The organism is Enterobacter sp. KB-221C9 (genome assembly GCF_041320715.1).
In the GTDB taxonomy this organism is placed as follows: domain Bacteria; phylum Pseudomonadota; class Gammaproteobacteria; order Enterobacterales; family Enterobacteriaceae; genus Enterobacter; species Enterobacter asburiae_D.
In genome coordinates this window covers 96,804-108,717 of sequence record NZ_JBGIWG010000016.1, presented here as the reverse complement: position 1 = coordinate 108,717, position 11,914 = coordinate 96,804, and the positions used below count along the sequence as shown (strand labels likewise).

General features: G+C 53.0%; 13 protein-coding genes. 8 read left to right on the top strand and 5 right to left on the bottom strand.

The genetic code is table 11. From position 1 onward, the window contains the following. Positions 1-455: retron Ec48 family effector membrane protein (locus AB8846_RS20035; protein ID WP_370733499.1), on the bottom strand; the 455-nt coding region annotated here is incomplete at its 3' end. A gap of 16 nt (positions 456-471) precedes the next feature. Next, positions 472-1,695 carry a reverse transcriptase family protein gene (locus AB8846_RS20030; RefSeq protein ID WP_370733498.1) on the bottom strand — a complete coding sequence of 408 codons (1,224 nt, stop codon included), beginning with the start codon at positions 1,693-1,695 and terminating at the stop codon, positions 472-474. A gap of 673 nt (positions 1,696-2,368) precedes the next feature. Here AB8846_RS20030 and AB8846_RS20025 point away from each other — a divergent pair. After that, a complete protein-coding gene (locus AB8846_RS20025) occupies positions 2,369-2,779 on the top strand; it encodes an SgcJ/EcaC family oxidoreductase (RefSeq protein WP_370733497.1) in 411 nt (136 codons plus the stop codon). Between the two features lie 44 nt (positions 2,780-2,823). On the opposite strand, the gene AB8846_RS20020 is transcribed toward AB8846_RS20025, so the two are convergent. Both AB8846_RS20020 and AB8846_RS20015 read right to left on the bottom strand, forming a co-directional pair. Next, positions 2,824-3,279 carry a hypothetical protein gene (locus tag AB8846_RS20020; protein WP_370733496.1) on the bottom strand — a complete coding sequence of 152 codons (456 nt, stop codon included), beginning with the start codon at positions 3,277-3,279 and terminating at the stop codon, positions 2,824-2,826. 329 nt (positions 3,280-3,608) lie between these two features. Beyond that, entirely contained in the window at positions 3,609-4,493 is an 885-nt protein-coding gene (locus AB8846_RS20015) for a LysR family transcriptional regulator (RefSeq protein ID WP_370733495.1), read from the bottom strand. A 113-nt stretch (positions 4,494-4,606) separates the two neighbouring features. Here AB8846_RS20015 and AB8846_RS20010 point away from each other — a divergent pair, with 113 nt between their 5' ends. The 4 genes from AB8846_RS20010 to AB8846_RS19995 all read left to right on the top strand — a co-directional run bounded on the left by AB8846_RS20010 (position 4,607) and on the right by AB8846_RS19995 (position 8,569). Further along, positions 4,607-5,734, top strand: a complete 1,128-nt coding sequence (locus AB8846_RS20010; protein WP_370733494.1) for an alpha/beta hydrolase — start codon at positions 4,607-4,609, stop codon at positions 5,732-5,734. Positions 5,735-5,783: 49 nt separating this feature from the next. Beyond that, positions 5,784-6,980, top strand: a complete 1,197-nt coding sequence (locus tag AB8846_RS20005; protein WP_370733502.1) for an MFS transporter — start codon at positions 5,784-5,786, stop codon at positions 6,978-6,980. Between the two features lie 72 nt (positions 6,981-7,052). Continuing rightward, positions 7,053-7,676 (top strand): glutathione S-transferase family protein, encoded by a 624-nt coding sequence (locus AB8846_RS20000; protein ID WP_370733493.1) that lies wholly within the window; start codon positions 7,053-7,055, stop codon positions 7,674-7,676. A 155-nt stretch (positions 7,677-7,831) separates the two neighbouring features. After that, complete coding sequence (locus tag AB8846_RS19995) at positions 7,832-8,569, top strand: YoaK family protein (protein ID WP_370733492.1); 738 nt, start codon at positions 7,832-7,834, stop codon at positions 8,567-8,569. Here AB8846_RS19995 and AB8846_RS19990 read toward each other — a convergent pair. Continuing rightward, the gene (locus AB8846_RS19990; protein ID WP_048989567.1) at positions 8,519-8,968 is read right to left on the bottom strand and encodes a MerR family transcriptional regulator; all 450 of its coding nucleotides are present in this window, start codon (positions 8,966-8,968) and stop codon (positions 8,519-8,521) included. The two genes, AB8846_RS19995 and AB8846_RS19990, sit on opposite strands and share 51 nt — an antisense overlap. A 92-nt stretch (positions 8,969-9,060) precedes the next feature. On the opposite strand from AB8846_RS19990, the gene AB8846_RS19985 reads away from it, so the two are divergent. The 3 genes from AB8846_RS19985 (at position 9,061) to osmX (ending at position 11,912) form a co-directional block, all read left to right on the top strand. Continuing rightward, on the top strand, positions 9,061-10,008 hold the full coding sequence (locus AB8846_RS19985) for an NAD-dependent epimerase/dehydratase family protein (protein WP_370733491.1): 948 nt from the start codon (positions 9,061-9,063) through the stop codon (positions 10,006-10,008). 275 nt (positions 10,009-10,283) lie between these two features. Continuing rightward, on the top strand, positions 10,284-10,994 hold the full coding sequence (gene osmY, locus AB8846_RS19980) for an osmoprotectant ABC transporter permease OsmY (RefSeq protein ID WP_045356906.1): 711 nt from the start codon (positions 10,284-10,286) through the stop codon (positions 10,992-10,994). A gap of 18 nt (positions 10,995-11,012) precedes the next feature. Next, positions 11,013-11,912 carry an osmoprotectant ABC transporter substrate-binding protein OsmX gene (osmX, locus tag AB8846_RS19975; protein ID WP_033145383.1) on the top strand — a complete coding sequence of 300 codons (900 nt, stop codon included), beginning with the start codon at positions 11,013-11,015 and terminating at the stop codon, positions 11,910-11,912. Positions 11,913-11,914 lie beyond the last annotated feature (2 nt).

The following is an 11,914-nucleotide window of genomic DNA, read 5'->3' as shown; positions in this document are numbered from 1 at the left end:
GAACGAGACTTGTTAAAAATAATATTATACCATTTGAATATATCAAATGAAGATGAAGACAGGCGATCTCTTTTATTTATTTCGTATGATAAGTACTCTTGAAATATTTTAAAATGCGATATATGGTTGCCGAGAGCTGACACGCTGACACTATTAGTATAACCAAGCAATGCAACAACTATTCCACCTATGCTAGCTACTAACCCCAACAATATAAAAGTTGCTTGCAGTATTAATAATGATTGTGAGTAGCCATTGGTAAAATTTAAAATACATGTATTATGGAAGCAAAAATCCCGCTCAAAAAACCTTTCTTGTATTCCAGTTGAAATAAATGAAATTACAAAAAATACAGCACCTAGAAAAACAATGGCAATTAAACACAGAAGCAAAACTCTAAGGGAGTGTGAATCTATTTTTTTAAGGAGGAAATAATTTTTTAAAAAAATTTTCATTACTTTAACCTGAATATTATTGTATGTAGCTCGGTTTTATAAGCTTTGTTTTATTACGAAACATTATTGCTTCACGCATAAAGGTTCGCTGCAAAATATTTATACGCTCATGCACTCTATGATATCTTTTCCAATACCAATAAGTATCATGCTTACCTTTGCGAAAATCATCTTCAAGGTTGGCCAAGGAAATAGTCACTCTTTCAAGATCTTTTTTTGATGGCAAAGGGAAAAGTTTAAAAAGCCGATTTACTAAGCTTTCATATTGAGAGTGATTAACACGTTTAAGTTTATTGACTCGCCCCATGCATCTATTGAAGTCCCTTCTATAAGCATGTGTTGTACGGTAATTTCTTTCAGCGGCTAAGCTCTCAATATTGCGCACGGATGCTCTAATTCGCTTTGCCTCGTCTGAAGGGAGACGAGGTTCAGAAAATGAAACACGCAACCCGTGAACCGTTAATGGAGTAGTCGAAGTATAATACTGTTGGGTTTTCTTTAAATTAACTGGTAAATCTTTCTCATGTAGCATATTAATAATTATATCTTTTGCATATGAAAAGTCATAATTAGCTACTGTTGATGATACTGTTATATCGTCAACTAAGCGAGTATACCTTAAATTCTTTCGAGATAACCTATCAACAATCTTCCATTCTACGTCATGTAGACATAAGCAGGATAAATAGCTTGACGTTAAAGCCCCTTGCACTAAATGCCCCTCATAACAGCAGATATTTGTCAAAGCCTTTGATACATCACCACTAAAAAAGAAAAAATTAGTGAAAATTCTCTCGACATGTATTGCCTGAACATTATCGAAAAAATTTTTAATGTCTACTTTTAGAAGGCTTTTCGATTGGCAATGAACTCGCGCGCATGCGATGTAATCTTTTTGTTCAATATCTTCATCCAAAAATTGATTTGGAATTGAGCCAAATAGATACGAGGCCCAAATAATAGGAGGATTCTTTTTTTCTCGTCCTGTTGGAGTGTATATATTAAATATCCTCCTGTTTATGCGACGTTGAATTTTTCTAATCAATGATTTTGGATTATACACATTCCTTGTAGTACCATCACTTTTTTCAACTTCAGAAGGAGTATATCTATCTTTATCAGGAATTGATAACACTGTTTCAAGTTCAGTTCTTGTTATACTCAGAGTAGAACATAATGAATCAATTGAGTTTATCGCGGAATTAGTGTTCTTTTTAGTATGGCGTATATGAAGAGACATAATAATCCTTTATACAATATAAGCTCGATCACCTCGAATAAAGAGGACAGGGGGTTATGTTGCTTTTATCGGCTATAACTGACAACTGCCATAATCCCCATGATCGAGCTTACCGTCCAACTCTACTCTGCGTAGCCGAGAGAGGGGCGTGCGTGGGGCCCTCTCCCGAATAGCTTAGTCAAACTAAGCGCCTTGCGGCTTTAGTCAATTAAAGACAAGTAATCTCAGCCGATTGTTGCAAAAAAGCGGTTCGCTAATGCAGGATTATATATACACTCATTTGATATAACTGTCAAAGTTTTGCTAATGTTATTATACGCATACTAATTAATCAGCGCAGCTGATAGAAAAAATACATACCCTTCCATTAAACCTTTGCGTTACTCAATGTACGTATAGCGATTATATGCTTTACGACCTCATTTTTATGTTATCTGTTTACACGGCCTCGATCACATCAGCATTAAATCCTGCTTCATTCATAGCTGTGGTTCCGGAGTTCCCTATAAACCAACAATAAGTAGAATTGCAAACGTCAGCTCCTCGCTCATAGCAAACCTAACGTTCCCCCTCCACTTCCCCCCACAGCCACCCGCCACAAAACCTGGTAGCTATACAAACACGCCAGACTGTTATGTTAATACGCGCTCCCCCCATCAACGAGGAATCGCGCATGACCCCACATCCGCTACGCCAGATCATTGAATCCTGCGACCACGCCATCACCACCAAAAACTATGACGCCCTGATGGAGTATTACGCCGACGACGCGGCTCTGGTGGTCAAGCCCGGTATGACGGTTAAAGGCAAAGAAAACATCCGCAGCGCGTTTATTGCCATCTCTGATTATTTTCAGGATCAGCTGATCGTCGAACAAGGAGAGATGCAGGTAATCGAAGGTGGCGGCAATGCCCTCGTTATCATGGAAACCGTTCTGCGTTTTCCTGATGGTCAGGGTGGGATAACGGAATTGTCGCGCCGCGCGACCTATGTTTTTCGGCAGGAAAGCGAAGGTCGCTGGCTTTGTACCATCGACAACTCCTACGGTACGTCGCTTCTGGATACGGGGAATGCATCACGTTAATCACAGCTTCAAAGGGGCGCTGCCGCCCCTCCACCCCAGCGCCCTTAGTGTGTAGTGATGCGCGGCTCCCTCACAAACTCAGCCAGCAGCCACACCATATCGTGCAGCAGGCCCGTCAGCTCTTTCGCTACGTGAGCGGGCAGCGTTCCCCCCATAACCGCCTGCGTCAGCGCCAGAACATAGTCCACCTGAGTCAGGGTGTCCTGCCAGCAGTCCGGCACGCAGGAGTTCAGTTTCTCACCCATGATCAGTTGCGCGATCAGGTCAGGCGGCAGATCGGCATCGCAGAGTTCCCGTAGCTTACGCAGAGCCTGAAGGAGACGCTCGCAGAGCGCAGTAAACATCTTCGCATCCTCGATTTCGACCAGCACGCTCACCAGCGCGGCGCAGTTGTCGGCGACGTCAAACAGATCGGCATCAGCCGGAAGCGGCCGGGAGATAAGTTGCAAAATGAAGCTTTCGTCAGACGGGAGATAAGTCAGGGTTGGGATAGTAGCCATAGTAAGGCATCCTCAGTGTGTAAATTGGGTGAACCACCCGATGAGTTCCTACGCTCGAGGGGGTAGCGCTGACAGAGGTAGGAATGCCGCCCACAGAGAAAACGGCCAGCCTTGCGACTGCTCCGCCAGCGCCACCGCAATTTTAACGAGTTCGGCGCTGCCGCGACATATAAATATCGCTCTGTAGATGCGGGTTCCTACGCCCGATTGCGGATGTGCCGCAACGCAGGCACTTTACGACCCCGATCGGTCGAAGAAAAGACATAACCCTGAATTTCACGCGGTTAATTTGCGGTTTGCGAGGCGCCTTCCAGAATAACAACGCTGCCCTAGATTTTAAGCGTATCAATCACCGCTCTAAGCGCGGGCGACACGTTACGGTGCGGATAATAGAGGTACAACCCGTCCATGCGCAGGCTATAGCGCTGCAACACCCGGATCAGCGTTCCGCGCTCCAGATCGTTAGCCACCAGCTCCACCGGGACATAGGCCAGCCCAAGCCCAAGTCGGGCGGCTTCGGCTTCCATGTAGCTGTCAGACAGCGCCCATTGCCCCTCTGGCCGATGGGTGATTTTTTTCCCGTCCTGCACCAGCTCCCACTGATAGTCACTACCGTCGGCAAGCTGGTAGGCAATGCAGGGGTGCGCCACTAAATCCGCAGGCGTCTGGGGAAAACCGTAGCGTCTGAAGTGTTCCGGGGCAGCCACTGCGGCCATTTCCATATCAGGCGTGATACGCACTGCAATCATTCCCTGCCCCACTTCCGGCCCCAGTCTGACACCCGCATCGAACCGCTCGGCGATAATGTCGACGAAGCGGCTTTCATTCATCAGTTCCAGCCTGATGTCCGGGTAACGCTGTTTAAAAATGGCGAGCTTTGGCAGCAGACATTTGTCGATAGCGTGCTGGCTGGCATTAATGCGTACCGTGCCGGACGGCGTCTGACGATAGTGTGCCAGGGTCGCCAGGCCCGTATCGAGCGTATCGAACGCGGACTCGGCGGTCCGGTAAAGCTGTTCCCCCGCGTGGGTTAGCGACAGCTTGCGCGTGGTGCGGACCAGAAGCTGAACGCCCAACCTCTCTTCCAGCTCGCGAACCGAGCGGCTAATCCCGGATTGCGCCAGCCCAAGCCGCTGTGCAGCCGCCGTGAAGCTCCCTTCCCGCACCACCTGCATAAACAGGTACAGCTCATTGTAGTTTTCCCGCTTCGCCATCACGCCCCCAATTTATAACAATATGATATGAATCCTAGCAGCTTTCGGCCTCTAATCAGCACTATTTATGCTAACTATAATGACCGCAACACAACACCACAGGGTCCATTTTCATGAAAACATTCACCCAAAAACTGTCCGTTGCGATGCTGCTATGCGCATCATTAAGTGGAGTGACAACAATGAGTTATGCAGAAACCACCAACCCAAACGCACCGGTTTCGATGGTGACCACATGGGATAAAACCTTCGCCGAAAGTGACAAAGTCGATCACCGCAAGGTGTCCTTCCAGAACCGGTACGGGATCACCCTGGTAGGCGATCTTTATCTTCCTAAAAACCGCGGTGACCGCAAGCTGGCGGCTATTGCGGTCAGCGGGCCGTTTGGCGCGGTCAAAGAGCAGTCCAGCGGCCTGTATGCGCAGACCCTGGCGGAGAATGGGTTTGTGACCCTGGCGTTCGATCCGTCCTATACGGGCGAAAGCGGCGGCCAGCCGCGCAACGTTGCGTCTCCGGATATCAACACCGAAGACTTCAGCGCGGCGGTGGATTTCCTGGGGTTGCAGAAAGAGGTTGATCGTAACCGCATCGGTATTCTCGGCATCTGCGGCTGGGGCGGTATGGCGCTGAATGCGGCCTCCATGGACACCCGCGTGAAAGCGGTCGCCACCAGCGTGATGTATGACATGAGCCGGGCGATGGGCCACGGCGTGGGCGACGGGAAAGATCGCTATTCAACGTCTGACCGCCGTGCCGTTCTGCAGTATCTGAATGAACAGCGCTGGAAAGATGCTGAGAACGGTACCTTCGCGCACGGCGGCCATGACATTTATGTCGATGAGAACGGCAAGGTGACGGCGGCTGAACGTATTCTGCCAGAGACGCTGCCAGCAGACCCGCATCCGGTACTGAAGGAGTTCTATGACTACTACCGCATGCCGCGCGGCTTCCACGCGCGTTCCGTCAACTCCACCGGCGCGTGGACCGCGACCACGCCATTATCCTTTATGAATATGCCGCTGCTGAGCTACGCCGGGGAAATTACTATCCCGACGCTTATCGTCACCGGTGAAAAAGCACACTCCCGCTACTTTGCAGAAGATGCGTTTAAAGCGGTCGGCAGCAAGCAGAAGGAACTGGTGATTGTTCCGGGCGCAAACCATGTCGATCTCTACGACAATGCTGCCGGGAAGATCCCGTTCGGCCAGTTTGAACAGTTCTTCAAAACCAGCCTGAAATAAACCTCTCCGCCGCCCGTCTTTAGCGGGCGGCCCTTCGTGAAAGATGACTATGTCCACTCTGAACCCTACCACCTCACAGAATGAGGAACGCGCGCACTGGGGCGGTATTTTTGCCATGACCCTGTGCGTATTCGTCCTGATTGCTTCGGAATTTATGCCCGTCAGCCTGCTTACCCCCCTTGCCAGAGATTTGGGGGTTACGGAGGGGCTCGCTGGCCAGGGGATCGCCATCTCCGGCGCGCTGGCGGTTCTGACCAGCCTCTTCCTTTCCCGGCTTGCCGGGAATATGAACCGCAAACACCTTCTGCTGGGCATGACGCTCCTGATGGCGCTCTCGGGGATGATTATCGCTTTCGCCCCAAACTATCTGGTTTACATGACCGGCCGCGCGCTGATCGGTATCGCTATCGGCGGGTTCTGGTCCATGTCTGCCGCAACGGCCATTCGCCTCGTTCCGCAGCATCAGGTCTCTCGCGCGCTGGCGATATTCAACGGGGGAAACGCGCTGGCGACGGTAGTCGCCGCCCCGCTCGGGAGCTATCTCGGCGCCACCATTGGCTGGCGCGGCGCCTTCCTGTGCCTGGTTCCCTTGGCGATACTGGCGTTCCTCTGGCAATGCTTTAGCCTGCCCGATATGAACGGCAATAAAAATACGGCGTCACGCGCATCCGTCTTTCGGCTATTCCGCCAACGGGTGGTTTCCATCGGTCTGCTGGCCTGCGGCCTGTTCTTTATGGGACAGTTTGCGCTGTTTACCTATGTGCGTCCGTTTCTCGAAACCGTCACGCAGGTCACCCCCTCAGGCCTATCGCTGATTTTACTCACCATCGGCATTGCGGGTTTTGTTGGCACACTGCTCGTTGCCATTGTTCTGAACGCGGCGTTTTACCTGACGTTAATCGCCATACCCCTGCTGATGGCCGTCATTGCAGGCGCGTTGATACTGACCGGCCACAGCATGTGGATCGTTGCCCTGCTGTTAGGCCTCTGGGGGATGCTGGCGACGGCGGCGCCAACCGGATGGTGGACATGGATTGCGCGAACGCTTCCGGAAGATGCTGAAGCCGGTGGCGGGTTAATGGTCGCCGTGATCCAACTTTCTATTGCGCTAGGTTCAACGGCGGGCGGTATGGTGTTCGACCATAGCGGCTGGCAGAGCACGTTTGCATTGAGCGGCATATTGCTGCTGGGCGCGGTTGGGTTGACGCTTCTGCTTTCGCGTCTTCACAAATCACTCGTCGGATGATTTGTTGACGCTTTTCTTCACCGCTGGTGTATTGTTTTTAAACGATTCATCACTCTGAAGAGAAGCGGCGACATGATTCACATCCTCGGCAAAACCACCTCCATCAACGTGCGTAAAGTGCTCTGGACCTGCGAAGAAGCAGGCATCGCCTACAGGCAGGAAGATTACGGCAGCGGTTTTGCCTCAACGGAAACGGATGCCTTCCGCGCCCTGAACCCCAACGCCATGGTGCCGGTGCTGATGGATGATGATTTCGTGCTGTGGGAGTCCAACGCCATCTGCCGCTATCTGGCGCGCAAGGCCGGACGTCACGATCTGCTGCCCGCAGAACCGCAGGCCTGCGCCAACGTCGAGCGCTGGATGGACTGGCAGGCAACCGAATTTAATAACGCCTGGCGCTACGTCTTCCCGGCGCTGGGGCGTAAAAACCCGGACTTTAACGACCCTGAGCGCATTGCGGCGGGAATAAAAGAGTGGAACCACTGCATCACCATTCTGGAAAACCAGCTGCAGCGCACCGGGGCCTTTGCGGCAGGCGAGACGTTTACCCTTGCGGACGTGGTGCTTGGGCTGTCGGTGAATCGCTGGAAAATGACGCCGTTTGATAAGCCCGACGTGCCTGCAATTGAGGCCTGGTTTGAACGTCTTAACCAGCGCCCGGCATTTTTGCGTCACGGGAATAACGGCATGATATAAAGTATTTACGCCCCCATGTTGAGCAAGGATATTTTATTTAATTACTTAACCCTTAAACGCGTCAGAGGGAATAATAATTAAGCCATATCCTGGACAGCCTGTCGCACCGCTTTGCTAGCCTGACTATTCAGGCAAAGCTCAACCCGGAGGTATTCTTGCTGATTAGACTCAAGAAAGAACGAACGCATAAGGAGGATCGCCGGCTTGCTCTCTGGCTGGCGACCTCGGCAGGTTTGCTGAATGCCATCGCCCTCGGGGCATTTGGTTTTTTCCCCTCACACATGACCGGCAATACTTCACAGTTATCCAGCGAAGTCTCTTCCACCGACCTGAGCGATATTATTTTCTTCGGCTCGATTATTCTCTCCTTTGTGGCAGGCGCCATTATTGCGCGCACGATCGTGATATGGGGCATTATCCATAACGTCAGGCTAATTTTTTGCCAGATCCTGTTTGTCGAGGGGATATTGCTGACCGGCGTCTCGTTCTACGAGATGTATTTTCATGCCCTCACCAGCAACCGCGAGATTATTCTTTTTCTTTGCGGCCTGATGGGCATTCACAACTCCACCTCCACGCAGCTTTCCGGCGGACGGGTGAGATCGACGCACATTACCGGCACGCTGACGGACGCGGGAATATCCCTGGCCTCCGTACTGGTGGCGATGCTGCGCAGGGATTACTCCAAAGATACGGCGGCGCAAAAAAGTCAGCTGAAAACCCACTTAACCACCCTGTTCTCGTTTATTACGGGCGGTATCGCGGGGCTGCTGCTGTTCAGATGGATCGGGTTTAACGCCATGCTGGCGCTCGGGTTGATGCTCGCCGTGGTCGCTATCGTTTCAATTATCACCGTCTCGACGCGGGTTCGACGGGTTCGCGCTGCCGTCTGAGTGTTGCAGCTGCCCCAGCAGGCGCTGCATGTTGTCGTCACAGGAGATCCCATCCGGCCGGTTGGTGATGCTCGCGACCAGCGTCAGCAATTCCCTGCGGTTTTCCTCAAGCTGCTTCTGCATCGCTTCTATTTCGGCAATACGCGTTTTCAGGGACTGGATCAGTCCCTCATGATCCCAGTGCTGTTGCGGCTGCGGCAGGAAGCGGCGTATTTGCTCCAGTGAGAACCCGGTACGTTGCGCGTTGTCGATGATGTTCAGCAGCGCAGCCGCCTCTTTAGAATACGATCGGTAGCCGTTCCCCTGCCTGACGGGCCGCGGCAGTAAACCTTCCGCCTCATAGAACCGAATGCGCGACGGGGAAATACCCGTCATTTTCGACAGCTCGCCAATTTTCATTTCATCTGCTCTTACGTCTTGACCTTAAAGTTAACTTTAAGCTTAAACTTTTTATACGGTCAACCGGATCGTCATCTCATCAGGGAGCTAATATGCAAACTATTCTGGGTTCCAGCGGGCAAATCGCCCGTGAACTGACCCGCGAATTAAAACGCGCCTATACCGACGATATCAGGCTGGTCAGCCGCCATCCGCAGAAAGTCCACGCCAGCGATATCACGGCTGCGGCCAATCTTCTGGATGCGCAGCAGACGCAGGAGGCGGTTAACGGCAGCGATACGGTCTATTTTACCGCCGGCCTGCCGCCGGATTCCGCGCTGTGGGAGCGTCAGTTCCCAACCATGCTGGAAAATGCGCTGGAGGCCACGCGAAAGGCGGGCGCAAGATTCGTCTATTTTGACAATACCTACATGTACCCCCAGAGCGACGTGCCGCAAACTGAAGAGACGCGCTTTGCGCCCCGGGGGCGGAAAGGCAACGTGCGTGCGCTGATGGCCAACCGGGTGCTTGCCGAAATGCAGCGGGGCGACATTCCCGTTCTCATCGGTCGGGCACCGGAGTTTTACGGTCCTGAGAGAACGCAGAGCTTCACGAACACGCTCATTATCGACAGGCTGAAGCAGCACAAACGCCCGCGCGTTCCGGTACGTGACGATACGCTTCGCACCCTCATCTGGACGCCGGATGCCAGTCGCGCGCTTGCCCTGCTGGGCAATACGCCCGAGGCCTACGGGCAAACGTGGCATTTGCCCTGCTGCGACGAAAGGCTGACGTATCAACAGTTTGTCACTCTCGCCTGCGATATCTTCGGCCAGAAGGTGGACTACGCCGTACTGGGCAAGCTGGCATTCGCTGCGACGGCGCTGTTTTCGCAGGGCGCGCGCGAAATGCGGGAGCTGTTGCCCAGGTACGACGTTGATAACCTGTTTGATTCGACGAAGTTTAAGCAACATTTTCCCGACTTCATCGTCACCTCATACCGGCATGGTCTTGAAAACATCTGGCAGGAATGGACATCAAAAACCCACAAAACAGCGTAACTGCGCTGCCGCACCGTCAGTGGTGCGGCCCTCATTCGTGACAACGTCACTTTCACTTATCGTCTTTAGGACAATTCTGCCTGCCCCTCAATCAGCCCTTACGCCATAAGGCCTGGCTTAAGGTTGCCACTGTTTTCATAGGGTTACTGATTTTACCCCTTCGCTGGAACCCTTCCCAAACGCTTGCTATAGGTGAAATACCCCTGCCGAAACATGGCATAACAACAGGCAACCGGTGGTTGCTATAACGCATGCGCACAGGGAGACACACCGCAATGCACCCATTACTCAAACGTTCGCTGCTGTTTGTCGGCGCCATTATCGTGGTCCTCGCCCTCCTCGTCTGGGGCATTGGGCTGGAAACGATCAGGGCGCGCCAGGTTGACCTGGTCTATCTCGGGCAACAGCACATGATTCTGGTTTTCTCATCCATGTTTTTTGCCCTGCTGGTGGGTATTCCAGCCGGTATTCTGCTGAGCCGCCCGGCCGCGCGGGGTATCGCCGAATATGTGATGCAAATCTTCAACGTCGGCAACACGCTGCCGCCGCTGGCCGTTCTGGCGCTGGCGATGGTGGTGATTGGCATTGGCGATACGCCCGCCATCATCGCCCTGTTCCTCGCCTCGCTGCTGCCGATAGTGCGTAACACCTACGCCGGGCTGTGCTCGGTCCCGCCGTCGCTGCTGGAAGCGGCAAACGGCATCGGGATGACCAAATGGCAGCGCCTGCGTCAGGTTGAGCTGCCAGCCGCCTGGCCGGTCATGCTGTCGGGGATCCGCATCGCTACCGCCATTAACGTCGGTACCGCACCGCTGGCGTTCCTGATTGGCGCCAGCAGCTACGGCGAGCTGATTTTCCCCGGAATTTACCTGAACGATTTCCCGACCCTGATCCTCGGCGCGGCGGCCACCGCCCTGTTCGCCCTGATCCTCGATACCCTGCTGGCGGCGCTGGGTCGCGCGATGAGCCCCCATCTCGCTCGATAACAATAACAAGGAGCTTTTATGAGACTGTTTTCCGGCCTGACGGCGCTGTGTGCCGCGGCGCTGTTTACCAGCCAGGCGATGGCGGCCCCGCTGATTCTGGCGACCAAGAGCTTTACCGAGCAGCACATTCTCTCGGCGATGACCGTGCAGTACCTGCAAAAGAAAGGTTTTCAGGTCCAGCCGCAAACCAACATTGCCACGGTGATCTCCCGCAACGCGATGATCAACAAGCAGATTGATATGACCTGGGAGTACACCGGCACGTCGCTGATCATCTTTAACCACATCAACAAGCGCATGTCGCCGCAGGAGTCTTACGAGACGGTGAAACGCCTGGACGCGAAGCACGGTCTGGTCTGGCTCAAACCCGCCGACATGAACAACACCTACGCTTTCGCCATGCAGCGCAAGCGCGCCGAGGCGGAACATATCAACACCATGTCGGAGATGGTGGCGAAGATTGAGCAGGTCCGTAAAACCAATCCGGACAAAAACTGGCTGCTGGGCTTAGACCTGGAGTTTGCCGGGCGCAGCGACGGCATGAAGCCGCTTCAGGCGGCCTACAAGATGGATCTGGACCGCCCGCAAATTCGTCAGATGGACCCCGGTCTGGTCTATAACGCGGTGCGCGACGGCTTCGTTGACGCCGGTCTGATTTACACCACCGACGGGCGCGTGAAAGGCTTCGACCTCAAGGTGCTGGAAGATGATAAAGGCTTCTTCCCGAGCTACGCGGTAACGCCGGTGGTGCGTAAGGACACGCTGGAGGCCAACCCCGGTCTGGAAGAGGCACTCAACACCCTCTCGGCCCAGCTCAACAACGACGTTATCACCGAGCTGAACAAGAAGGTGGATATCGACCATCAGTCACCGCAGCAGGTCGCCCGCGATTTCCTGCGTAGCAAACAGCTGCTGTAGGA

Bases quoted from the DNA above. Each gene is read 5' to 3' on its own strand.
- AB8846_RS20000 (WP_370733493.1), top strand. From the start codon at position 7,053: ATGATTCACATCCTCGGCAAAACCACCTCCATCAACGTGCGTAAAGTG.
- AB8846_RS19990 (WP_048989567.1), bottom strand. From the start codon at position 8,968: ATGAAAATTGGCGAGCTGTCGAAAATGACGGGTATTTCCCCGTCGCGC.
- AB8846_RS20020 (WP_370733496.1), bottom strand. From the start codon at position 3,279: ATGGCTACTATCCCAACCCTGACTTATCTCCCGTCTGACGAAAGCTTC.
- AB8846_RS20005 (WP_370733502.1), top strand. From the start codon at position 5,784: ATGTCCACTCTGAACCCTACCACCTCACAGAATGAGGAACGCGCGCAC.
- AB8846_RS20015 (WP_370733495.1), bottom strand. From the start codon at position 4,493: ATGGCGAAGCGGGAAAACTACAATGAGCTGTACCTGTTTATGCAGGTG.
- AB8846_RS20030 (WP_370733498.1), bottom strand. From the start codon at position 1,695: ATGTCTCTTCATATACGCCATACTAAAAAGAACACTAATTCCGCGATA.
- AB8846_RS19985 (WP_370733491.1), top strand. From the start codon at position 9,061: ATGCAAACTATTCTGGGTTCCAGCGGGCAAATCGCCCGTGAACTGACC.
- osmY (WP_045356906.1), top strand. From the start codon at position 10,284: ATGCACCCATTACTCAAACGTTCGCTGCTGTTTGTCGGCGCCATTATC.
- AB8846_RS20025 (WP_370733497.1), top strand. From the start codon at position 2,369: ATGACCCCACATCCGCTACGCCAGATCATTGAATCCTGCGACCACGCC.
- osmX (WP_033145383.1), top strand. From the start codon at position 11,013: ATGAGACTGTTTTCCGGCCTGACGGCGCTGTGTGCCGCGGCGCTGTTT.
- AB8846_RS20010 (WP_370733494.1), top strand. From the start codon at position 4,607: ATGAAAACATTCACCCAAAAACTGTCCGTTGCGATGCTGCTATGCGCA.